24 protein-coding genes and 1 riboswitch are annotated in these 24,314 nt (G+C 41.1%); of the genes, 23 read left to right on the top strand and 1 reads right to left on the bottom strand.

What is annotated here, in order from left to right; all coding sequences use genetic code 11:
* Positions 1-157 precede the first annotated feature (157 nt).
* From DOK79_RS04825 to thiT, 7 genes are all read left to right on the top strand, one after another.
* Positions 158-1,096, top strand: a complete 939-nt coding sequence (locus tag DOK79_RS04825) for a metal ABC transporter substrate-binding protein (protein WP_206853184.1) — start codon at positions 158-160, stop codon at positions 1,094-1,096.
* A 19-nt stretch (positions 1,097-1,115) separates the two neighbouring features.
* A complete protein-coding gene (locus DOK79_RS04820; protein WP_206853186.1) occupies positions 1,116-1,796 on the top strand; it encodes an ATP-binding cassette domain-containing protein in 681 nt (226 codons plus the stop codon).
* A complete protein-coding gene (locus tag DOK79_RS04815; protein ID WP_206853188.1) occupies positions 1,769-2,593 on the top strand; it encodes a metal ABC transporter permease in 825 nt (274 codons plus the stop codon). Before DOK79_RS04820 ends, DOK79_RS04815 begins: the two co-directional genes overlap by 28 nt.
* Before the next feature lie 170 nt (positions 2,594-2,763).
* Positions 2,764-3,582 carry a pur operon repressor gene (gene purR / locus DOK79_RS04810; RefSeq protein WP_206853190.1) on the top strand — a complete coding sequence of 273 codons (819 nt, stop codon included), beginning with the start codon at positions 2,764-2,766 and terminating at the stop codon, positions 3,580-3,582.
* Between the two features lie 158 nt (positions 3,583-3,740).
* Entirely contained in the window at positions 3,741-5,114 is a 1,374-nt protein-coding gene (gene glmU / locus DOK79_RS04805) for a bifunctional UDP-N-acetylglucosamine diphosphorylase/glucosamine-1-phosphate N-acetyltransferase GlmU (protein ID WP_206853192.1), read from the top strand.
* 89 nt (positions 5,115-5,203) lie between these two features.
* Positions 5,204-6,172 carry a ribose-phosphate diphosphokinase gene (locus DOK79_RS04800; protein ID WP_206853194.1) on the top strand — a complete coding sequence of 323 codons (969 nt, stop codon included), beginning with the start codon at positions 5,204-5,206 and terminating at the stop codon, positions 6,170-6,172.
* 23 nt (positions 6,173-6,195) lie between these two features.
* Positions 6,196-6,297, top strand: a riboswitch (TPP riboswitch).
* A gap of 91 nt (positions 6,298-6,388) precedes the next feature.
* Positions 6,389-6,967, top strand: a complete 579-nt coding sequence (thiT, locus tag DOK79_RS04795; protein WP_206853198.1) for an energy-coupled thiamine transporter ThiT — start codon at positions 6,389-6,391, stop codon at positions 6,965-6,967.
* A 54-nt stretch (positions 6,968-7,021) separates the two neighbouring features.
* Here the strand turns inward: thiT and DOK79_RS04790 are convergent, their stop codons facing one another.
* A complete protein-coding gene (locus tag DOK79_RS04790; protein ID WP_206853199.1) occupies positions 7,022-7,798 on the bottom strand; it encodes a hypothetical protein in 777 nt (258 codons plus the stop codon).
* A gap of 233 nt (positions 7,799-8,031) precedes the next feature.
* Here DOK79_RS04790 and DOK79_RS04785 point away from each other — a divergent pair, with 233 nt between their 5' ends.
* From DOK79_RS04785 to mreD, 16 genes are all read left to right on the top strand, one after another.
* Positions 8,032-9,723, top strand: a complete 1,692-nt coding sequence (locus DOK79_RS04785; RefSeq protein ID WP_206853200.1) for a patatin-like phospholipase family protein — start codon at positions 8,032-8,034, stop codon at positions 9,721-9,723.
* Positions 9,693-9,911 carry a YdbC family protein gene (locus DOK79_RS04780; protein ID WP_206853202.1) on the top strand — a complete coding sequence of 73 codons (219 nt, stop codon included), beginning with the start codon at positions 9,693-9,695 and terminating at the stop codon, positions 9,909-9,911. Before DOK79_RS04785 ends, DOK79_RS04780 begins: the two co-directional genes overlap by 31 nt.
* Positions 9,912-9,929: 18 nt before the next feature.
* Complete coding sequence (locus DOK79_RS04775) at positions 9,930-10,820, top strand: YicC/YloC family endoribonuclease (protein ID WP_206853204.1); 891 nt, start codon at positions 9,930-9,932, stop codon at positions 10,818-10,820.
* Positions 10,821-11,172: 352 nt separating this feature from the next.
* Positions 11,173-11,787 (top strand): guanylate kinase, encoded by a 615-nt coding sequence (gene gmk / locus DOK79_RS04770; RefSeq protein ID WP_206853206.1) that lies wholly within the window; start codon positions 11,173-11,175, stop codon positions 11,785-11,787.
* A gap of 4 nt (positions 11,788-11,791) precedes the next feature.
* Entirely contained in the window at positions 11,792-12,097 is a 306-nt protein-coding gene (gene rpoZ, locus DOK79_RS04765; RefSeq protein ID WP_010734097.1) for a DNA-directed RNA polymerase subunit omega, read from the top strand.
* A gap of 191 nt (positions 12,098-12,288) precedes the next feature.
* Positions 12,289-14,697, top strand: coding sequence for a primosomal protein N' (gene priA / locus DOK79_RS04760; protein WP_206853209.1), 2,409 nt, complete (start codon positions 12,289-12,291; stop codon positions 14,695-14,697).
* A gap of 13 nt (positions 14,698-14,710) precedes the next feature.
* The gene (gene def / locus DOK79_RS04755; RefSeq protein WP_019722350.1) at positions 14,711-15,202 is read left to right on the top strand and encodes a peptide deformylase; all 492 of its coding nucleotides are present in this window, start codon (positions 14,711-14,713) and stop codon (positions 15,200-15,202) included.
* Positions 15,195-16,139, top strand: a complete 945-nt coding sequence (gene fmt / locus DOK79_RS04750; RefSeq protein WP_206853211.1) for a methionyl-tRNA formyltransferase — start codon at positions 15,195-15,197, stop codon at positions 16,137-16,139. The genes def and fmt overlap by 8 nt, the downstream gene beginning before the upstream one ends.
* Complete coding sequence (gene rsmB / locus DOK79_RS04745; RefSeq protein ID WP_206853212.1) at positions 16,139-17,497, top strand: 16S rRNA (cytosine(967)-C(5))-methyltransferase RsmB; 1,359 nt, start codon at positions 16,139-16,141, stop codon at positions 17,495-17,497. Before fmt ends, rsmB begins: the two co-directional genes overlap by 1 nt.
* 12 nt (positions 17,498-17,509) lie before the next feature.
* Complete coding sequence (locus tag DOK79_RS04740; RefSeq protein WP_206853215.1) at positions 17,510-18,250, top strand: Stp1/IreP family PP2C-type Ser/Thr phosphatase; 741 nt, start codon at positions 17,510-17,512, stop codon at positions 18,248-18,250.
* A complete protein-coding gene (gene pknB / locus DOK79_RS04735) occupies positions 18,247-20,283 on the top strand; it encodes a Stk1 family PASTA domain-containing Ser/Thr kinase (protein ID WP_206853217.1) in 2,037 nt (678 codons plus the stop codon). Before DOK79_RS04740 ends, pknB begins: the two co-directional genes overlap by 4 nt.
* A gap of 147 nt (positions 20,284-20,430) precedes the next feature.
* Positions 20,431-21,330 (top strand): ribosome small subunit-dependent GTPase A, encoded by a 900-nt coding sequence (rsgA, locus tag DOK79_RS04730; RefSeq protein ID WP_206853277.1) that lies wholly within the window; start codon positions 20,431-20,433, stop codon positions 21,328-21,330.
* Positions 21,331-21,342: 12 nt separating this feature from the next.
* Entirely contained in the window at positions 21,343-21,993 is a 651-nt protein-coding gene (gene rpe, locus DOK79_RS04725; protein ID WP_206853219.1) for a ribulose-phosphate 3-epimerase, read from the top strand.
* Positions 21,993-22,631, top strand: a complete 639-nt coding sequence (locus DOK79_RS04720) for a thiamine diphosphokinase (RefSeq protein ID WP_206853221.1) — start codon at positions 21,993-21,995, stop codon at positions 22,629-22,631. Before rpe ends, DOK79_RS04720 begins: the two co-directional genes overlap by 1 nt.
* Positions 22,632-22,790: 159 nt before the next feature.
* Positions 22,791-23,645, top strand: a complete 855-nt coding sequence (mreC, locus tag DOK79_RS04715) for a rod shape-determining protein MreC (protein ID WP_206853223.1) — start codon at positions 22,791-22,793, stop codon at positions 23,643-23,645.
* 3 nt (positions 23,646-23,648) lie between these two features.
* Positions 23,649-24,158 (top strand): rod shape-determining protein MreD, encoded by a 510-nt coding sequence (gene mreD, locus DOK79_RS04710; RefSeq protein WP_206853225.1) that lies wholly within the window; start codon positions 23,649-23,651, stop codon positions 24,156-24,158.
* Positions 24,159-24,314: the final 156 nt, after the last annotated feature.

Raw genomic sequence — 24,314 nt, 5'->3', positions numbered from 1 at the left:
TGATATGACGGTAGATTCATTCGTTTTCCGATTTACAGTACAAGTTTGATTTTAAATCAGAAAATCAGTTTAATCTATTGACTGTTTTTTTTTAATTTGGTACATTAATCCTCGTTAATAAATCGTAATATTACGATTTGTTTTGAAAGGAGCATATATGAAGAAATATTTATTCGCCGCATCTTTAGTTATAGGAGCTTTCCTATTTACAGCTTGTGGACAGACTACACAAGAGTCTGAGTCAGACGAGTTGAATGTTGTTGCAACGTTTTATCCAATGTATGAATTTACGAAAGAAGTCGTTGGTGATACTGGGAATGTTGAGTTATTGATTCCCGCAGGTACGGAACCTCATGATTTTGAGCCAAGTGCGCAACAAAGTGCAAAGATTGCTGATGCAGACGTCTTTGTTTATAACAGTTCCGACATGGAATTTTTTGTTGATTCATTGAAAAATACGATCGATACTGATCAAACGTTGATGATCGAAGCAGCCAAGGGAATCGAGCGTTTAGAATCACAAGAAGACCATGACGAAGAACATGAAGAATCAGAAGGACATCACCATGATCATGCATACGATCCTCATGTTTGGTTAGATCCAACATTAGCGATCCAAGAAGTACAAACGATCGCTAAAGAGCTAGGCGAGAAATATCCAGATAAGAAAGACACATTTGAAAAAAATGCTGCGGCTTATGTCCAAAAATTAGAAGCATTGGACCAAGCCTATATAGAGGCACTAAAAGGTGCAGCGAATCGAACGTTTGTAACACAACATGCGGCATTTGCTTATTTAGCAAATCGCTATGATCTAGAACAAGTAGCGATCTCTGGTGTTTCACCGGATCAAGAGCCTACGCCTAGTCGATTGGCTGAATTAAAAGATTTTGTTGAGCAAAATAACGTTGAAGTCATCTATTTTGAAGAAAATGCGTCATCTAAAGTAGCAGAAACATTATCTAAGGAAACAGGTGTAAAACTTGAAGTACTGAATCCACTAGAGAGTTTGACGAATGATCAAATCAAAGCTGGTGAAAATTACGTATCTATCATGGAGAAAAACCTTGAGGCATTAAAAGAGAGCATAAAGTAAAACGAAGGGAGTCCTCTATGTGCGTTATATCGAAATAGCCGATCTCACTTTCTATTATGATGAAGAACCTGTTTTAGAAGGTGTATCCTATCATGTAGATGCCGGCGAATTTGTGATCTTGACTGGCGAAAACGGAGCGGCAAAGTCTACATTGATCAAAGCTTCTTTAGGGCTATTGAAACCCTCTAAAGGGACCATAAAGATTGCAAGTAAAAATCAGGACGGAAACAAACTGAGCATTGGCTACATCCCTCAACAAGTTTCTTCCTTCAATGCGGGGTTTCCTAGTACCGTATTAGAATTAGTACGTTCTGGCAGATATCCTAGAGGTCGTTGGTTCAAACGTTTGAGCGAAAAAGACCACGGACACGTCAAACGTGCTTTGGAATCTGTTGGCATGTGGGACATGCGTCATCGTCGGATCGGAGAACTATCTGGCGGACAAAAACAACGAATCAGCTTAGCGCGTATTTTTGCTACTGATCCGGATTTGTTTGTATTGGATGAGCCGACGACTGGGATGGATGAAGAATCACGAAATGAATTTTATCGTTTGTTGCGCCATAGCGCGCACGTTCATGGCAAAGCCGTGTTGATGATCACTCATGACCACGAAGATATCAAGCAGTATGCGGATCGACAAATCCGTTTAGTGCGAAAGGAGGATTCTCAATGGCGTTGCTTTCATATGAATTCATGAGACGCGCATTTCTTGCGGCAATCTTTATAGCAGGGATCGCACCGATGTTAGGCGTGTTCTTAGTGATCCGTCGTCAATCATTGATGGCAGATACCTTGTCTCATGTTTCTTTAGCAGGAGTAGCCTTAGGGTTTTTCCTTAATCTCAATCCGACGATGACAACAATGGTGGTCGTCGTTGTCGCTGCTATCATTTTGGAATATCTACGTTCGATGTATCGTACGTATTCAGAAATTTCGATTGCGATCCTTATGGCAGGTGGACTGGCACTTGCGTTAGTTTTGATGAATTTGAGTGGAGGGAATTCTGCCACGAGTATTCAATCTTACTTGTTTGGCTCGATCGTCACGATCACTTGGGAGCAAGTACTATTTTTAGGTATTTTATTTGCAGTGATCGGTCTATTGTTTTTCCTATTCAAACGCCCGATGTATGTGTTGACCTTTGATGAAGACACTGCCCATGTGGATGGGCTGCCCATTCGGTGGATGTCGATGCTGTTCAATATCATCACTGGGGTAGCAATTGCTGTAATGATCCCGATAGCAGGAGCATTATTGATTTCTGCTATTATGGTGTTACCGGCAGCAATCGGGATGCGCTTAGGAAAAAGCTTCAATGTAGTGATCTTTATCAGTATCATCGTTGGTTTCATTGGGATGCTTTCTGGATTGACTAGTTCCTTTTATTTGGACACACCTCCAGGAGCGACGATTACGTTAGTATTTATTCTTTTGTTCTTACTCGTTAATTTGAGTAAACGGATCTTACTAACGATTAGAAGAAAAAATAAATAAAAAGACCCAAGCAGGTGTCTATCTGAGACAAACAAATGTCTTAGATAAACACCTGTTTTTTTACAAATACCGAACTATTTTCTTAATTTTAGATAAAATGCTCGAATTTTCCCGAAAAAACTTATATAATGAAACACGATAAAATTTGTTGGAAAAAGGAGCTGGAATATGTGAAAGTACGTCGCAGTGAGCGTCTTGTCGATATGACACAGTATTTATTAGATCATCCGCATGAATTGATTTCATTAACAAGCTTTGCCGAACGTTATGAATCTGCGAAATCTTCCATCAGTGAAGATTTGGGAATCATCAAAAAAACATTTAAAGAACGAGGGTATGGAACACTTGAAACCATTCCTGGTGCAGCGGGAGGAGTACTATTCATCCCAGAAATTTCCTATGAGGAAGCAAAGAAATACATTGAATCACTTGCAGAACGTTTGTCTGAACAAGACCGTTTACTTCCTGGAGGCTATGTTTACTTATCTGATCTATTAGGAGAACCTGAGCTATTACGTCAAGTAGGGAAAATCATCGCCTCAAAATATTTAGGAGAAAAAATCGATGCAGTGATGACGGTTGCCACAAAAGGAGTGCCGATCGCTCAAGCAGTTTCTTATTACTTGAACGCACCGTTTGTTATCGTTCGTCGTGATTCCAAGATCACAGAAGGGTCCACAGTGAGTGTGAACTATGTCTCAGGCTCATCTGAACGTATCGAAAAAATGGAACTATCAAAAAGAAGTTTGAAACGTGGTTCTCGTGTCCTTGTCGTCGATGACTTTATGAAAGGCGGCGGAACAGTGAACGGAATGAAGAGCTTGATCGAAGAATTTGAATCTGAGCTTGTTGGGATCACTGTATTTGCGGAATCAAAATTCAATGGACATCGTGCAATCAACGATTACACCTCTTTACTGTACGTCAAAGACGTCGATACAAAAACGAAAAATATCACTGTAGTACCAGGAAATTATTTCGACGAATAAAGCATTTTAATAACAGAAGTGTTATGGAAAAAGAAGAGATGATGATTGATGTCTCTTCTTTTTTGTGGTCTAATGGCTAAGAATGAACGATTAGTTGAAAAAAAAGGGCGACTGGGCTAAACTTAAAAGTAATAAATCGTAATTTAGGAGTGACACATTTGGATGCACGTTATGCAATCATATTAGCCGCGGGTAAAGGGACTCGCATGAAATCAAAACTATACAAGGTGCTGCACCCTGTTTCTGGAAAACCGATGGTCGAACATATCATCAACCGTGTAAGCGAAACAAATCCTGACCAAATCGTAACGATCGTTGGCCACGGTGCGGAGAAAGTCAAAGCTCAGTTAGGTGAACGCAGTGAATATGCGTTACAAGCGGAACAACTTGGAACGGGCCATGCGGTACTACAAGCTGCCTCATTTTTAGCAGGTAAGGAAGGCACAACGTTAGTCATCAGTGGCGACACCCCTTTATTGACAACTGAGACGTTGAATAACTTATTTGAATACCATCAAGGGAAAAATGCAAGTGCTACGATTTTGACTGCGCTAGCAGAAGACCCAACAGGATATGGAAGAATCATCCGTGACCATGTAGGGATCGTTGAAAAAATCGTTGAGCAAAAAGATGCGTCTCCAGAAGAAGCATTAGTCCAAGAAATCAATACAGGGACTTACTGTTTCGATAACAAAGCGTTATTTGAAGCATTGAACAAAGTCGGCACAGATAATGCGCAAGGCGAGTATTATTTAACAGACATCGTTGAGATCCTAAAAGATGCTGGTAATCCAGTTGCTGCCTATCAAACGGAAGATTTTGATGAATGTATGGGCGTCAACGATCGCATCGCACTAGCAAAAGCAAGCGAATTGATGCGCCAACGAATCAATAAAAAACACATGGTCAATGGCGTGAGCTTTGTTGATCCAGCCACCACGTATATCGATGCGGATGTAGTGATCGGATCAGATACGGTGATTGAAGCGGGTGTCCAACTTCAAGGACAAACGGAGATTGGCGAAGATTGCTTCATCGGGGCGCATTCTCGCATCGTTGATAGCAAGATCGGTGACCAAGTAGTGATCGAAAACTCAGTGATCGAAAACAGCGTGGTCAAAAGTAAAGCAGATGTGGGACCTTATGCTCATTTACGTCCAAAAGCTGAAATTGCTGAAGGCGTCCATATCGGTAATTTTGTCGAAGTGAAAAATGCGAAAATCGGCAAAAATACAAAAGTCGGTCATTTGACGTACGTGGGCGATGCGACATTAGGGGAAGAAATCAATGTCGGTTGTGGTGTCGTTTTTGTCAATTATGACGGAAAAGCAAAACATCATACAACAGTGGGTGACCATAGTTTTATCGGTTCAAATGCGAATCTTGTGGCGCCAGTAGATGTTGCAGAGAACACATGTATCGCTGCTGGTTCAACGATTACCAACGATGTTCCTGAGCATGCGATGGCAATTGCACGTGCTAGACAAGTCAATAAAGAAGGATACGCGAAGAAACTCCCATATTCAAATTGATACTTTTTGTAAAACCACTTGATTTATTCGACAAATATGACTAGTATTTATTAGGTAGTAGAGTTGTGAAAAAGAAAGCGGAGGTCCTCATGTCCAAACATTACTTTGATCCAAGATTAAAAATATTTGCATTAAACTCAAATCGTCCATTGGCAGAAAAAATCGCTGCAGCTGTTGGGGTTGAACTAGGAAAATCATCAGTCACTCAATTCAGTGATGGTGAGATCCAAGTCAATATCGAAGAAAGTATCCGTGGCTCACACGTGTATGTTATTCAATCAACAAGTAGTCCGGTAAATGATAACCTGATGGAATTATTGATCATGATTGATGCATTGAAGCGTGCAAGTGCTAAAACTATCAACGTTGTAATGCCTTATTACGGCTACGCACGTCAAGACCGTAAAGCTCGCGCACGTGAACCAATCACTGCAAAATTAGTGGCAAATATGATCCAAAAAGCTGGAGCAACAAGAATGTTGACACTTGACTTGCACGCAGTCCAAATCCAAGGATTCTTTGATATTCCTGTCGACCATTTGATGGGCGCACCACTGATTGCGAATTACTTCTTAGAAAAAGGGATCCAAGGCGATGATGTCGTTGTGGTATCACCCGACCATGGTGGTGTTACTCGTGCGCGTAAATTGGCTGAATTCTTAAAAGCACCAATTGCGATCATCGATAAACGCCGTCCGAAAGCGAATGTGGCAGAAGTGATGAATATCATTGGTCAAGTAGAAGGCAAAACATGTGTCTTGATCGATGACATGATCGATACAGCTGGAACGATCACATTGGCAGCTAACGCGTTGAAAGAAGCTGGAGCAGTGAGCGTTTATGCATCATGTACACACCCTGTATTGTCAGGACCTGCTTTACAAAGAATCGAAGACTCTGCAATTGAACGCTTAGTCGTAACAGATTCAATCTATTTGCCAGAAGATGGTAAAATTGATAAGATTGACGAAGTAAGCGTTGGCGGCTTGATGGGTGACGCAATCAAACGCATCCATGAAAACAAACCAGTCAGTCCTTTATTTGAAACAAAAAGATAAAGGTCGGTCAAAACTAAATAATTACAATCACAAAGGGGAGTCCGTTTTGGGCTGAGACTGAATTATTCTAAACCCTTCGTACCTGTTTCGGTTATGCGAGCGTAGGAATTGTGAATGAATAGCTTTTGCTAGTGTAAATATGCACGAAGCTGTCTGCTAAAATACAAACTTACTTCCTCCTTTGTGATGTCCAATGATAAAGGAGGAAGTTTTTTTATGAATAAGAATCATCGTGTCTGGATCGAGGGAACGATCGTCGCAGCGTTATCTTTAGTGCTTTCTATGATCCCTCTGCAAATAGGTAGTAGTTTTGAGATCTCACTAGGACAGATCCCTATGACTTTATTTGCTTTAAGAAGAGGCTGGAAGGCTGGGATGGGGGCTGCATTTCTCTGGGGAATTCTCCATTTTCCTCTAGGAAGAGTGTACTACTTGAGTGTGATCCAAGTCTTGATCGAATATCCGATCGCTTTCACGTTTGCTGGTGTGGCAGGGATTTTTTCACAAAGAATGCAACAAAGCTACCTGCAAGGGAATCGTAAGAAAATGGCCTCAACGATCATTTTAGCAACATTCGTTGGTGTGACCGCAAGATATTTCTGGCATTTTGTTGCTGGTGTGGCTTTTTGGGGAAGTTTCGCGTTATGGGGAATGAATCCATGGTTATTCTCTTTAGTCATGAATGGCGCAAGTGGGATTGCGACAGGGATTGTGACAGCAATCGTCTTATTAGGGATCGAGCAGACTATGCCTTCTTTATTTGAAGGGGAACGTTTACAGACTCGTAAAAACTAAAAAAAAGCGTAAAGGACAGTCGACCTTTACGCTTTTTCAATTGGATTGCTTTCATCATACAAATGTATTGTACACAAAGTCAGAAGTATTGCCTTCTAGTTGCCAACGTTGTTGTGCGACATGATAGACAAGAACAGCTACCGGTTTTTCTTCTAGATAGCGTGTCCCTTTTAATTTCCAAATATAATCTTCGATGACATAGATCGGAATCTCATATTTATCATCGATCAAACCCGCTTGATCAAATGAAAAAATGATTCCTTCTTGCATCAAGTTACGCATTTTTTTCAAGACTTCCACGCTGATTTTCTCGACGGGGATCTCTTTTCGGAAAAATGATTTTTTTTCGTTGATTTTACCTGCTAAGATCTTACTCAATTTGTTGGCAAAGATACGATAAAATTCATCTAAATAACGGTAGTAGGTCCTACCTAGATGATCACTCAGATCGAAATAGACAAAGTTGTTTTGTAATTTATAGAAAAAAGGAGAGTGAAGATGAGTTTTCATATGACCAAAATAAAGCAACTCTGAGATTTCCAGAGGACTTAGTTCTTTTAACATCGTCAAATCGGTAAAATCGATCCATTTAAGATCCGTACTATTGTTACGGCTGCGCACTGTTTGGAAAAATTTTTGGATATTCTCAGTGCCGCGAATGACCTTCAAACCAGTATGTGATTCATATTCTCCGGCAGATGCAGAAGGGTCCAACAAAAGTAGATTTTGAGGGAAATGCACGATGCTATTTGAAAAATCATTGATAGACAGCCCTTTGGTCAAAACGGCGTTACTAGTTGTATCGATATGTACATATACTGAATCACTCATCATACTCCTCCTCCCCTTTGTCTCATCCCTTTCATTTTACAACATTTACTGAAAAAAAGCTTGTTTCTTTTATTTTAAAATTCGATTACAAAGTAACGATTAGTTTATGGATAAAGTATGGATAATGCGCAAAAAGGAATCTATATATAACGTTGATAACGTGTTACTGTTCACGCGCGCCCTTTTTGGCTGTTTACTGATATAATAAAAGAAAAAGAGAAGCAGAGGTGTCTATGAAAGTCCAAAAAGTCTATTGGTCGGAACGTTATCAGCAGAGTGGCGTGCAACAAGCGAAACAACCTTTTGCCTTTTTCACTACCCATCAGGAAAGCCGTCAACATTTTTGGCAACAAGCAAAAAAACAACAGGCATGGAAAATCGTCTCGCAGAAGATGAACATTTACTTTTCTGCAGAAATAACGAATGAAAAACTGACCTACACAAACATATTGATCGAAGAAGATTATTGGCAATGGTCCGAAATTTTTGTATTACTAGAAAGTACTGTCCGTTATTTTTTCAAAAAATATGCTTGCTTCCACTTTGATCATCCTATCTCGTCAAACATGATCGATCGCTTTCAACGAAATGGTTATTCGGGAACGAGTACATTGGGAAAGGAGCTGTCCTATCATACAGGACTTGTCTTAGGTGGAGGAGGCGCGCATGGCGCGTACCAAATCGGTGTCTGGAAAGCACTGAAAGAAGCAGATTTAAAAATCTCACTCATTACTGGTACTTCTGTAGGTGCCCTGAATGGGGCGTTGATCGTTCAGGATCAATTAGCCCAAGCAACCGAGTTGTGGCATGAGCTGTCGACCAATCAAGTATTAGCATTGCCTGAAGTGGCCTTATCAGAAGATTTAAGACAACGGTATATTCAAGAGGCGAGCTTGATGACACGCAGTGCAGTGGTCGAAGGCGGCGCTTCGATTGCTCCGCTGGAAGCATTACTTGAACAACACCTTGATGCAGAAAAAATCAAACAGACAAAACAACCACAACTATATACAGTTGCAACAAAAATTCCTGAATTTCAAGAAACAGTCACAAGGATCCAAGCATTAGCACCAACAGAAATCGCGGATTGGATACTTGCCTCTGCTTCTTTTTATCCTGCCATGGCTTATCGACAGATCGGCGAATCCAAGTATGTCGATGGCGGGTACCGAAACAATGTACCGGTCGATATTGCGATCAAGCAAGGCGCGACTGAAGTCTTGATCGTCGATGTCCAAGGTCCTGGTGTAGCAAAAAAATTCAAGCAACCAGATGCTTTAGTGACATGGCAATGTTGTTCAAATTGGTCTTTAGGTGGCTTTTTAGTATTTGAGCGACAAAGAAACCAATTGAATATCCAACTAGGTTATTTAGAAGCAAAGAAATGTTTAGGAATCTATCAAGGAAACTGGTATACGTTTGAAACGGCAAAACCAGCTGAACGCTATTGGCGGCGTTTCTTACGTTTCTTATTCGAAGAGCTTCAGTTAGATCTAACCTTTTTCCACAAAGAAAAATTTTGGCGTGACTTGCGTAATGTATATAAAGACAGGGTCACCATTGAAACATGCGGATTGGCAATGCTTGAGCTATTAGCAAAACAAAAATTGATCTTACCGAACAAAGTGTATACTGTCGAAGAGATGTTGCCGAGCATTTGCAAAGAAAATAAAATCGACGAAGCCTTTTTAGAAGCGATTGGGCAGTTGAACGCCAGTGAATGGCTGAAGTTTCGAAAACTCGAACGAAATGCTAAAATACACGTAACGAAGGAAAATAGACTTCACCAATATGTGAAGGAGAAAAAGTATGATCGCATACAACGGCAACTCAATACAGATGCGATAGAAACTTTGATGTATCTCTATCTTTATTATCTAAAGGAGGAACAACCATGGCACAAGAATTCTCATATGAGATCGTAGAAGCAATTGCAGTTTTATCTGAAAACAATAAAGGGTGGCGCAAAGAATTGAACTTAGTGAGTTGGAATGGCAGACCACCGAAATTTGACTTACGCGACTGGGCACCTGACCATGAAAAAATGGGTAAAGGGCTAACATTGACAAATGAAGAGTTTGAAGAGTTACAAAAAGCAATCAAAAATATGTAAAAGAAAGGACTCTGTCGCATGAAAAGCATGACTGGCTTTGGCAGTGCCATCCGCGAACAAAAGAATTATCAACTTGAAATCGAGATAAAAAGTGTCAACCAACGTTTTTTAGATATCCAAGTTCGTAGCCCGAAAGTATTAGGTTTTGTTGAAAATGAATTGAGACAATTGATCAAAACAAAACTTAGCCGAGGACGCGTGGATGTGTTTATCAATCTCACTTATCTAGGTGAACAAGAAAAGAAAGTGACGATCAATTGGCAATTGATCGATACGCTTTACACACAATTGACCACAGGTATTGAAGAAAGATATGGGGAAGCGAATCCTTTATCGATCGGTGCGCTGATCGAACGTTTTGCACTGAATGAAGAGTTTGTGACGATTGCAGAATCAACGGAAGAAGACCAAGAAATCCTTGCTCAATTAGCGAAAGAAACGATGGAAACAGCGCTTTGTTCCATCGAAGAAAGCCGGAGTAAAGAAGGCCAAGCGTTAGCAAAAGTATTTCTTCAGCAAACCGAAGAATTAAAAAAGGTCATTGATGGATTAGCAGGTTTTGTAGAAATCTACGAGCAAGAATTCCAAAAAAGATATCAAGAAAAAATCGAAGCATATTTAGGAGCAGAAGTGGAGCAAGAACGCTTGTTGACCGAAATAGCGATTCTTTTGGAGCGTGGCGATATCCATGAAGAAATCGACCGCTTAGTGATCCATACGCAGAAACTGGAAGAACTGCTTGATGCAGACTATCCCATCGGTAGGGAATTAGATTTTCTACTCCAAGAAATGAATCGCGAAATCAATACGATCGGTTCAAAATCAAGTGCGATCGAGATCAAAAATCGGGTCGTCCAATCGAAAACGATTTTAGAAAAAATCCGTGAGCAGATCCAAAATATCGAGTGATCTTCCAGCCTGTCTGACTGACGAGTTGTCTGTTAGGCAGGCTCGCTTATGAAATGAGGTCGGGACAGAAGTGTTCAGCCTCGAGAAATAAGACGGAATCCACGGAAATTGCTTTTCAAATTTTTGTGGATTCCGTCTTATTTCCGAAGAGGTTACTTCTGCTCCCGCCGTTTATTCGTTTTTTAGGTATACAACAAAAGTAAATTTTACTTTTGCCTCGGGCTCCTTAGTAGGAAGTAGACTAGCTTTTTCTAGGTTTTCTAGCTATAATAAAAAAATAGCCTTGAAAGTTGCAAGAAAAAAGTGCAAAATAAGCAATAGTATAAAAAAGACTAGTTGAAAGGACGTCGTCATGTCAGAGCGTGGATTATTAATCGTGTTGTCTGGTCCATCCGGTGTGGGAAAAGGCACAGTACGAAAAGCAATTTTTGAGAGTGAGGATAATGATTTCCAATATTCGATTTCGATGACGACACGCAAGATGCGTGAAGGAGAAGTTGAAGGAGTCGACTACTATTTCCGAAGCCGCGAAGAATTTGAACAAATGATCGCTGAAGGCGAAATGTTGGAATATGCAGAATATGTTGGGAATTATTATGGCACCCCACTATCGTATGTCAACAAAACCTTAGACGAAGGAAAAGATGTTTTCCTTGAAATCGAAGTCCAAGGTGCAAAACAAGTAAAAGAAAAAGTACCTGACGGCGTATTTATTTTCCTAACGCCCCCTGATTTAGCAGAGTTAAAATCACGAATCGTTGGACGTGGAACAGATGCAGATGAAGTAATCGAAGAACGAATGAAAGTCGCTAAGGAAGAAATCGAAATGATGGCATTGTATGACTACGCTGTCGTCAACGATGAAGTGCCATTAGCAGTCAACCGAATCAAAGATATTATTGCAAGTGAACATTTCCGTGTCGACCGTGTCATCGGAAAATATATCAAAATGTTAAAGGAGATGTAGTCTTATGATGTTAAAACCTTCAATCGACTCATTATTAGATCGCGTGAATTCAAAATATTCTCTAGTGATCTTAGCAAGTAAACGCGCACATGAATTGGACGCAAAAGCACAACCAACAATGGATTCATTTGATTCAGTCAAAAGTGTTGGCCAAGCTTTAGAAGAAATCGAAGCAGGAAATGTGATCAGTGATCCACATCCTGAATTAAAACGTGAACGCCTACGCATGGAAGATGAAGAACGTAGAGCGCAAAAAGACCGCGCACAGCAAGAATTAGAATCTCGTATTCGCGACGAGCAAAAACTGTAAGATCGCAACGATATTCGCGTTAGAATAGACAAAGCCACGAGCTTGGGAATTGTTCCTAGGCTCTTTTTTTTTCCTGCGTTAATTTTTTGTTAGGATTTGGCAGAAAGTAAGACAAAACAAGGAATCTCTAGTAAAATGGTCAAGAGCCATTTTGTGTTTAAAAACCAAGATGAAGAAAGGAGAAGGAGTCCATGACCGTTATTGCGGATGTGATTGTAGATGTACCAACGATGCAAACCGATCAAGCATTCACCTATTTGGTTCCTTCTGAAATGGAAGCGGCTATCCAAGTGGGCATGCGAGTGGCAATACCATTTGGAAACGGCAATCGCCAAGTCCAAGGCTTTGTGATGGCGTTGACAGCACAGGAGCAACCTCTTGAAAAAGAATTGAAGCCGATCCGCCAGTTGCTTGATCTAGCACCTGTGGTCAATCAAGAGCTGATGCTGTTAGCCGATTATATGAAAACGATCACTTATGCTTTCAAAATCACTTGTTTGCAAACAATGCTACCAAGTGTCATGAAAGCAGAATACGATAAACTCATTTATCCGGTCACGGATGAACCAGAGGTCGTAGCATTGTTCGCAGGCAGACAAGAGATTTCTTGGAAAGAGGCGGAAGAAACTGGGCTTTTACCGCAGTTGATCCGTTGGCGTAAGAACAAGCTAGTCGATATTCGTTATGAAGTCCATACAAAAAACAAAGTGAAAACGATCCGTGTCGTTCATTCCCTTTTGTCAAAAGAACAACTGGACAAAGCGTGGGGAACGCTCAGACAAAATGCCAAAAAACAAAAAGAATTACTGCTTTATTTGTCAGAACTGGAAAAACCGATGCCTGTTTCTTACTTCAAAGAAAAAGGCGTTAGCTCTGTCATCTTGAATCAAGGTAGAGATAAAGGTTGGTTGCGTATCGAAGAAGTTGAAAGTTACCGCGATCCTTATAAAGATCGTGTGTTTGAACGAACGACCGCTTTACAATTGAACGAAGAACAACAATCAGCCGTCCAACAGATCATTGAAGCGTGTCATCAAGAAAAAAATGAGACATTTTTACTTGAAGGAATCACTGGTAGCGGAAAAACAGAAGTCTACCTTCAAGCAATTGCTGATGTCTTGGCAGAAAAGAAAACAGCAATCATGCTGGTTCCTGAAATTGCGTTGACCCCTCAAATGGTCGAACGTTTTAAAGGTCGCTTTGGAGAATCTGTCGCAGTGTTACATAGTGGCTTATCCCAAGGTGAAAAATATGACGAATGGCGTAAAATCGAGCGTAATGAAGCCCAAGTAGTTGTCGGCGCACGCTCAGCGATCTTTGCTCCGCTTGAAAATATCGGGCTGATCATCATTGATGAAGAGCATGAATCCAGTTATAAACAAGATGAAACGCCACGTTATCATGCGAGAGATTTAGCGTTATGGCGTGGAAAATATCATCATTGTCCAGTCGTTTTAGGGAGTGCGACACCCTCCCTTGAATCAAGAGCACGTGCGCAAAAAGGTGTTTATCGCATGCTGCATTTGAGCCAACGCGCAAAAACAAGTGCGCAGTTGCCTGAGATCGAAGTTGTCGATATGCGCGAAGAGTTCGAAAAGAATCAAACATCGACTTTCTCACGATTATTGCAAGAAAAGATCCAAGATCGCTTAGAAAAACAAGAACAAACCGTTCTTTTGTTGAATCGTCGGGGCTATTCTTCCTTTGTGATGTGTCGTGATTGCGGCTTTGTCTTGCCTTGTCCAAATTGTGATATCTCATTGACTCTCCATATGGATTCACGATCGATGCGTTGCCATTACTGTGGACATGAAGAAGCGATCCCGCATCGTTGTCCAAACTGTGGAGGCAACAAGATCCGTTATTATGGAACAGGGACTCAAAAAGTCGAAGAAGAACTACAAGCACTTTATCCGCAAGCAAGGATTTTGCGGATGGATGTAGATACGACAAGGAAAAAAGGGGCACATGAACGGATTTTACAAAAATTTGGTAATAAAGAAGCCGATATCCTATTAGGAACGCAGATGATCGCAAAAGGATTGGATTTTCCTGATGTGACCCTAGTGGGCGTTCTAAATGCGGACACCTCGTTAAACTTGCCTGATTTTCGTTCCAGTGAACACACTTTCCAATTGCTGACACAAGTATCCGGCAGAGCCGGCAGAGCCGAAAAAGCAGGGGAGGTCGTGATCCAAACGTTCAACCCGAACCATTATGCTGTGACCTTGGCAAAAGAACAAAATTACGAACGCTTTTATCAACAAGAGATGAGTGTAAGGCATCGTGGAGGTTATCCACCTTATTACTTCACGGTGAAAATCACGACGAGCCATCCTGAAGAACAAGTCGCAGCAAAAAAGATTTTTCAGATCGCCAGCCAGTTAAAGCAAGTACTAGGACCAAACAGCCTACTATTAGGCCCAGTACCTAGTACCGTTTTACGGGTGAAAAATCGTTACTATTATCAGTTGATCATCAAGTATAAACATGAACCAGCACTGGCTAATGCTTTGAAAGAAATCTTGGATCAAAGCCAAAAAGAACAACGACAAAATTTATTTGTTGCGATCGATAACGAGCCGCTGCATTTTATTTAAGAAAGGAAACACTATGCGTTATCCAATAATGATCCACCCAAATAAAAAATTGAATCGAAAAGCTCAGCCAATCGATATGATCACGGATGAAACGATCGTATTGTTAGATAATTTATATGAAACGATGGTCGCAAATGACGGAGTCGGTATCGCCGCACCGCAAGTTGGTAAAAATCAACGGATTGCTATCGTCGAAGTAGATGAAGGGGATAAGTTTGAACTGATCAACCCTGAGATCATTGAAGCAAAAGGAGAAAGTATCGATGTGGAAGGTTGTTTGAGTATTCCGCATGTCTACGGTACAGTGAAGCGCGCAGACGAAGTGACTGTTCGTTACTATGATCGTGACGGAGAGGAAATCGAAGTAACTGCTTTTGGTTATCTTGCACGAGCCTTTCAACATGAGATCGATCACTTAGATGGGATTTTATTTATTGATAAAATGATCGAGCAAATCCCAGAAGAAAAACTCGAAGAATATATGGAGGAACATTTAGATGACTAAAATCGTATTTATGGGAACCCCCGCATTTTCAGTTCCTATACTTGAAGGATTGATCGATCAGGGGTACGAGATCGTTGCAGTAGTGACACAACCCGATCGACCAGTAGGGCGAAAAAAAATCATTACCCCAACGCCAGTGAAAGCTGCAGCGTTGCAGCATGATCTTCTTGTGTTACAGCCAGAAAAAATCACTGGTTCACCAGAAATGCAAACAATCATTGAGTTGCAGCCGGATGTGTTGGTAACCGCTGCTTTCGGTCAATTCTTACCAGAAAAATTATTGCAAGCTCCAACACATGGGGCTATCAATGTCCATGCCTCTTTATTACCAAAATATCGTGGTGGTGCACCTGTCCACTATTCCATTATCAATGGAGAAAAGGAAACAGGTGTAACAATCATGGAGATGATCAAAAAAATGGATGCGGGAGGGGTTTTCTCCCAAGCAAGTCTACCGATCACAAAACAAGACGATGTTGGTTCCATGTTTGAAAAATTAAGTCTTTTAGGAAAAGAATTATTGCTGGAAACCTTACCTAAAATCATTTCTGGCGAGTTGACTCCTGTTCCTCAAGACGAGGATCAAGCGACGTTTTCACCGAACATCACGCGTGAACAAGAAGCCATCGACTGGGAAAAAACAGCAGAAGAAATCGACTGCCAAGTTCGTGGGATGCGTCCGTGGCCGATTGCTTTTACAAACTATGGCTCTGCACGTTGGAAGTTATGGGCTGTCGAAGTAATGGCTAATGAAACGACCCAAGAAGCACCAGGTACGATCATCCATAAAGACAAAAAACAACTTTGGATCGCATGCGGCAAACAAACCGTTCTTGCAATCAATGAGTTACAGCCAGCAGGCAAAGGCAAACAATTGATTCATGAGTTTTTAAATGGCAGCGGACAAAACGTTGCTGTTGGACAGCGGGTGGAATAATGGCTAAAATACCTAAAAAAATGAAACGCTCCGTTCGCTTTATGGCTTTGATGACGTTAGAACGTGTCAATAAAGGCGGTGCCTATTCAAACTTGCTATTGAACGAGATGATCAATCAAGGAGAGCTGAATCCCAAAGATGTCGGCTTATTCACGGAACTCGTCTATGGAACGATCAGCCGTCAACGTTTGCTTGAATTTTATTTGGCCCCATTGATCGTCAAAGCCAAAAAAGTGGATGACTGGGTCAAAACGCTCTTATATTTGTCGATCTATCAATTGGAATACTTAGACAAAGTACCCGATCATGCCATTTTGAACGAAGCAGTCGAAATCGCTAAAGTCAAAGGGAACCCCGGTACAGGGAAATTTGTCAATGGCGTGCTAAGAAACTATTTGCGCCAAGAACGACCAAGTCTTGAAACAATTACTGATCCTATCGAGCGGTTAGCAGTGGCGATTAGTTTGCCCACGTGGTTGACCCAACGATTTGTTGACCAAATCGGTTATGAAGAAACAGAAAAGCTAGGCTTATCACTCTATCGACCGAGCCATGTGAGCGCTCGGATCGATACCCGTCGCATGTCACGAGAAGAGGCATTGCAAGTCTTACAAGAAGAAGGACTCGATGTCAAAGCAAGTGAAATCAGTCCTCAAGGGATCATTGCAGAAAAGGGACGTCTCGCTTCTAGCACATTGTTTCATGATGGCGTGATGACGATCCAAGATGAGAGTTCGATGTTAGTTGCGCCAGCTATGCAGATCGAACCAGAATTCCATGTTTTAGATGCGTGTGCTGCCCCTGGTGGGAAAACGACCCATATTGCGACATTTTTAGATCCAACGTGCGGAGGCGAAGTCGTCGCCTTAGACGTGCATGAACATAAAGTGAAATTGATCGAAGAAAATGCGCAACGTTTAGGCGTAGCGAATGCAGTTTACGCACAAAAAATGGATGCACGAGAAATCAAGGAAGAGTTTGCGCCTGCACAGTTTGATCGGATACTCGTGGATGCACCATGTTCTGGATTTGGTTTGCTACGTCGAAAACCAGATATTCGTTACAAAAAGAATGCGAACGAATTAGCCAATCTTCCAGCCATCCAATTGGCTATATTAGAAAGTGCAGCAACAGCACTGAAACCTTCAGGTATATTGACTTATAGTACTTGTACAGTTTTAAAAGAAGAAAACCAAGAGGTCATTGCTGCCTTTTTAGCTAACCATCCAGATTTTGAGACTATTGATGTTTCCACTGATCCTGTGCTACAATCATCAATCAAGGAGAAGATGTTGACGTTATATCCACATCAATTTTACACAGATGGCTTTTTCATTTGTTGTTTGCGCAAAAAATAATGAGGTGAAGAAATGCAGATTGAATATCAATCAGATGTAGGAAGAAGACGTAATACGAACCAAGATTATGTCAGTGTATTTAAAAACCAAGTCGGGATCAAATTGGCAATTTTAGCCGATGGGATGGGTGGTCACCGCGCAGGCGATATTGCGAGTCAAATGGCCGTAACAAATTTAGGGGAAGCTTGGGAAGAGCAAGCGTTACTTGATGATGAGAAAATTGCGCAGTGGTTTATCCAAGCAATCCAAGATGAAAATCGAGCGATCCATCAATTAGGACAAGAGCAGCCTGAATATAGTGGAATGGGAACAACGATCGTGGCAGCTGCCTTATCAGAGGAACGCTTCACGATTGCCAATGTTGGTGATAGTCGGGCTTATTTGCTTCGCGATAATCGTATCATCCGCTTGACCGAAGACCATTCTTTAGTAAATGAATTGGTCAAATCAGGCGAAATCAGTGAAGAAATGGCAGTCAACCATCCACGAAAGAATATTTTGACTCGATCAGTGGGAATGCCTGGATCATTAGAAGTAGACGTAGCAACCTATCTTTGGCAACTAAAAGATCGTTTGCTTCTATGTTCAGATGGATTGACCAATATGTTGTCAGAAGAAACGATCGGTACGATCATCAATCAAGAAGGATCATTATCAGAAAAAGTAACGCAATTAGTTGATCAAGCAAATGAGGCTGGCGGAGCAGATAATATCAGCGTTCTTCTTATTGAGTATAAGGAGGATGTGGCATGATTGAGCCAGGAAGAAAATTAAATGGCCGTTACCAAATTACCGGAAATATCGGTAGTGGCGGGATGGCAAATGTCTTTTTAGCCCATGATTTGATTTTAGATCGCGATGTAGCAATCAAAGTACTGCGTTTTGACTTCCAAAATGACCAAACGGCGATCCGTCGGTTTCAACGAGAAGCATTAGCAGCAACCGAACTTGTCCATCCGAATATTGTTAGCGTCTATGACGTCGGTGAAGAAGATAACATGCAGTACTTAGTTATGGAATATGTAAAAGGAATGGATCTAAAGCGTTATATCCAAACGCATTATCCAATTCCTTATGAAACAGCAGTCAATATCATGCAACAAATCTTATCTGCGATTTCTTTAGCACATAGCCATCAAATCATTCACCGAGATCTAAAACCACAAAATGTGTTGATCGATAATGAAGGAGTCGTCAAAATCACCGATTTTGGGATTGCGATCGCCTTATCTGAAACCTCGATCACACAAACGAATACGATGCTTGGTTCTGTTCACTACCTTTCGCCTGAACAGGCAAGAGGAAGCATGGCAACAAAACAATCGGATATCTATGCGTTGGGGATCATTTTATATGAGATGTTGACCGGAAGCGTGCCTTTTGATGGTGAATCAGCCGTTACGATCGCATTGAAACATTTTCAGGATGACTTGCCTTCAATCAAGGCGCTTGATCCAGGTGCGCCGCAAGCATTAGAAAACGTCGTTTTGAAAGCAACCGCCAAAGAACCTGTTGATCGGTATAAAACGGCAGAAGAAATGGCCGATGATCTAGCAACAGTCCTTTCATTGGAGCGAGCAAACGAAGAAAAATGGCAACCACAGGCGATGGGGAACGAAACGAAAGTGCTGACTCCGATAACCGCAGAAACACCAATGCCAGATTCCTTTAAGTCTATGCCTTTGCCAGAAGAAAAAACAACTGAAGAATTACCAGACCCAGAAGAAAAAATGCCAGATGTCAAGACGAAACGAAAGAAAAAATGGTGGATCTTGTTACTCGTTTTACTTGCCTTATTAGGGATTGGCTCAGCTGTTTTATTTGCTTCAGGTGGGCGGGGAGAAGTCACGATTCCCGATGTGTCTGGGCAATCTGAAGCTTCAGCAAGAGAAACATTGACACAAGCGCGATTGAAGGTAGCAACCAATACCGAAGAAATCGCAGATGATACGATTGAGGAAGGCAATGTGGTCAAAACAGATCCAGCCTCTGGAACAACGGTGAAACAAAATCGTGAAGTCACGCTTTATATCAGTACAGGGAAGAAAAAAGTCCAACTCGATGATTATACGGATATGTCGTATGATGAAGCGCGTAAGCAATTACTCGATCTAGGATTTTCATCAAGTCGAATCAAAAAAGAAGAAGAATTTAGTGATGAGATCACTAGTGGAAACATCATCTCGCAATCAGAAGATGAAGGAACAGAAGTTGATCCGACATCAGATACGATCACGTTTACTGTTAGTAAAGGTACCCAGCCAACAATGAGTGATTACACCGGCCAAAATTATGAAACGGTCCTTAGTATTTTGAGAACGAATGGTTACACAAATATCAGTGCAACCAATGATTACAGTGATACGGTTCCCGCAGGTGCGATCATCAGTCAGTCACCTAGTTTTGGGGAACCATTGACGGCGACGACATTTATTAGTTTCGTTGTTAGTCGAGGACCGAATGCGAAGACGTTGAATGATATTTCTGGTTATACGAAAAGTGATGCCCAAAGCTATTTATCTAGCATTGGTGCCGACTACATCGGTCATGAAACGTATGAGTTTTCAGATACAGTTGAAAAAGATAAAGTGATTCGTACAGACCCAGGGGTAGGTGCATCGATCACATCAGGAACGGTCGTTAATGTGATCTATTCAAAAGGACCTGACCCAGCCAAAACTTCTTCTTCAAGTTCTGAAAAAGACTCATCTAGCAGCTCAAGCAGTTCTTCTTCAGAAGAGGAAACGAAAAGCAGTTCCTCAGAATCTACGAGTGATACTGAATAATCTGTGCAAACAATCTGTAACAACAAACATTAAAAATAGACCTGAGATTCCAAAATGTGTTAGACATTTAAGGAAATTCTCAGGTCTATTTTTTGCGATTCCTCCTAACTTCTGCTGTCCTGTGGTAAAATATATTAAAAAATGGAGGTGGACTTCATCAAAGGACAAATCAGAAAAGCAATAAGTGGATTTTATTACGTATATAAAGATGGAGAGACCTATCAGACAAGAGGACGTGGGAATTTCCGCAATCGAAAGATCACGCCACTCGTTGGCGATCAAGTGGTGTTTGAAAGCGAAAATAAGACAGACGGCTACTTGCTAGAAGTTTTACCACGTAAAAATCAGTTAGTACGTCCACCGGTCGCAAATGTCGATCTAGGTGTCGTTGTCACTAGCTTGATCGAACCCACATTCTCCTATAATCTCCTTGATCGTTTTTTGGTCATGTTGGAATATGAATCGATCGAGCCAGTCATTTATTTGACGAAGACGGATCTAGCTGTCGAACAAACAAAAATCCAAGAAATCAAAGACACCTATGAAAAAATCGGCTATCCAGTGATCGTGCCTCACGAACAAGGAGATACGGAAGAACTGGTACGCTATTTCCCAGAAAGATTGACTGTTTTTATGGGACAGTCTGGCGCCGGTAAATCGACCTTGCTCAATCAAATCTCCCCAGAGCTTGAACTAGAGACAGGCGAGATCTCCGATTCTTTAGGACGCGGACGTCACACGACGAGACATGTCGAGTTATTGCCGCTTTATGACGGGTTAGTTGCCGATACACCAGGGTTCAGCTCAATCGATTTTTTAGTCATCGAACCTGTTGAGTTAGCCAAACAATTCCCTGAATTCGTCGAAGCTTCGATCGACTGTCGCTTTAGAGAGTGTATGCACGTAAAAGAACCAGATTGTGAAGTCAAACGAAGAGTAGAAACAAAAGAAATTGCCCAAACCCGCTATGACAATTACTTGCAATTTTTGCAAGAAGTTGAAAATCGTAAACCAATGTACAACAAAAAACAAAGCAGAAGGAAATAGGAGGATATTTTTATGAAAATAGCACCATCGATTTTAAGCGCAGATTTTGCAAATCTTCAAACAGACATCGAACGAGTAGAAAAAGGCGGCGCAGACTATATCCATGTGGACGTAATGGATGGACAATTCGTTCCTAACATCACATTTGGAGCGAACGTCGTACAAGCAATCCGTCCGGTCACAAAATTACCGCTAGACGTTCATTTGATGATCATCAATCCTGAAAATTATATTGCCGATTTTGCAAAAGCGGGTTCAGATATCATCACTGTTCATGTGGAATCTACGGTGCATATCCATCGTGCGATCCAGATGATCAAAGACTTGGATGTCAAAGCAGGTGTCGTTGTCAATCCGGGTACACCGATCGAAATGATCAAGCATGTCTTGCCTTTAGTCGACCAAGTGCTAGTGATGACGGTCAATCCTGGCTTTGGCGGACAGAGCTTTATTACAGAAACGGTGGATAAAATCGCTGAATTAGCAGAATTACGCACAGCGAATAATTGGAACTACCAAATCGAAGTAGATGGCGGAATCGTTCCAGAAACAGCAAAAATCTGTCAAGAAGCAGGTGCAGATGTATTTGTTGCAGGCTCTTATGTTTATAGTGCAGAAGACCCAGCTACTCAGATCGATCAATTGAAAAAGGCGTTGAGTTAATGGAAGTATTACTTGTCGCAGGCGGCTCAACAGAAAATTGGCCAGATTTATCACAGCGAGTATTTGATCGCTACGTGGGGATCGACCGTGGGGCACTCTATCTGCTTGAAAAAGGCTACCCTCTGGATTTAGCGATCGGTGATTTTGATTCGTTGTCTTCTTCGGAATTTCAACGAGTATCCGAAGAAGCAGTCGAGATACATCAAGCACCGGCAGAAAAAGACGATACAGACACACAGCTAGGTTTGGCAAAGACATTCGAACACTTTCCAAAGGCAAGTGTGACGCTGATCGGTGCAACCGGTGGCAGAGTGGATCATCTATTAGCCAATCTATGGTTGGCATTAGAACCACGCTTCCAGCCGTTTGTTCGCCAAATCGAGATACAAGACAAACAAAACGTGATCACTTACTATCTGCCAGGAACTTACGAGATCAAAAAAATCCCTGAAATGAAGTATTTGGCTTATTGTTGTTTGACCCCTGTGAGTCATTTGACCTTAACTGACAGTAAATATGAATTATCGAATGAGGAAGTACCTCGTCCAACATCTTATGCAAGCAATGAATTTGTCACAGACAAAGCATCTTTTTCCTTCTCGAAAGGGATCATTTCAGTCATCCAAAGCAAAGATTAAGTGATCGGTTCATCAGAAACGAACAATTGGTGTAAAGGGAAAAAATGACAGTTTGAATTAATTGCTAAAAAAAGCTTAAAAGAAGGGTCGAGCCTTTTGTTTCCTCGTATTTAATGATAAAATTACAGTTAAGAGTCTAATTTAATTCGAGGTGTCTTTGTGAAGAAGTTCAATCCTAATAAAAATATCATTATTACCTTAGTTATCGTTATTATCGTAGTAACGGTCCTAAGTGTGACTGCTGCCCAGCGAGCGAATGAAGGAAAGCCTAATTTCTTCCAATCTATTGTGAACGACAGTGTCTCTTTTGTTGATCGGACGATTTCTGCTCCGGTCAAATGGGTCCAAAATGGTGTGGATTCCGTCCATCATTTGTTTACCACTTATTCAGAAAATGAACGGCTAAAAGGAAAAATCGATAGCTATGATGAGATGGCCCAAAAAAACCAAAACATGCAAAAAGAAATCGATGCACTAAAAAGCGAACTCGATTTGAGTCAAACCTTGACGAGCTACGAAAGAGTCACAGCAAACGTGATCACTCGTTCACCTGACTCATGGCAAGATCTATTAGTCGTCGATAAAGGATCAAACGATGGAATCGAAGTCAATATGGCAGTCATGGCACAAAAAGGTTTAGTCGGACGTGTCATCGAAGTCAATGCTACTTCTTCTAAAGTAGAATTGCTGACTTCATCAAATGTAAGTTCCAACCATTTCCCTGTACGGGTATCTTCTGCAGACGGAGAATCTTTCGGTCTACTCAAGAATTATGATGAAAAATTACAAGCGCTAGTTGTCACACAGTTAACCGGTGACAGTGAGATCAAAGAAGGCGACGTAGTACAGACATCAGGCCTTGGAGGCAATTCGCCAGCGGATCTGCGGATCGGAACAGTGATCAAAACAAAACCAGATAGTTATGGACTAGATCGCGAAGTCTATGTCAAACCTTATGCGGATATGTATGATCTTCCAGTGGTAACGATCATCAAACGTCTTGTGGAGGAATAGTCCATGCTAAAAAAAGAGAAAATGACTATTTATTTGCCAATCTTATTGTTTCTACTCATGTTGATCGATGGGCATTTTACCCGAATGATGATCAGATGGTCGAGTGGCGACTACATGGCAAGTGCGCATCTTTTGATATTGACTTTACTATTTTGTAGTTTGAGTTTTTCCAAAAGATATTTACTGATCACGACTTTAGTTTTAGGTATTATCTTTGATTCTTACTATATTGGCGTGATCGGGATATACGCAGTTGCCTTACCTTTATTAGTATTCATCATGTATGGGATGAAATCGGTCATCCACGTGAGTATCTTTACTGAGTTTTTTAGTTTGATCGTCTTTATTACAGGGTACGAGCTATTTACATTGCTCGTCCAAATGGTTTTCAAGCTAGCAACTGTCGACAGTACGTACTTCATCACTAAATATTTAGGACCAACATTATTATTGAATATGATACTGTTTGCCCTACTCGTATTTCCATTGAAGAAGCTATTCAAAGAAGAATAGCTTCTTTTTTTTTATTTAATTTAAAACGGACATTATTTAATTTATGGAAAACCCATTATGAAAATAACCAACCAATCTTACATTTCTGTCATTATAATCAGTTGTTTTGAAATGTTTTTGTAACATAACTATTATCTCATTGACATACAGCTATGG

It is taken from the genome of Enterococcus sp. DIV1094, from assembly GCF_017316305.2.
Lineage (GTDB): Bacteria > Bacillota > Bacilli > Lactobacillales > Enterococcaceae > Enterococcus_B > Enterococcus_B mangumiae.
The sequence above is the reverse complement of the archived record's forward strand: the minus strand, read 5'-3'. Positions and strand labels throughout refer to the sequence as shown.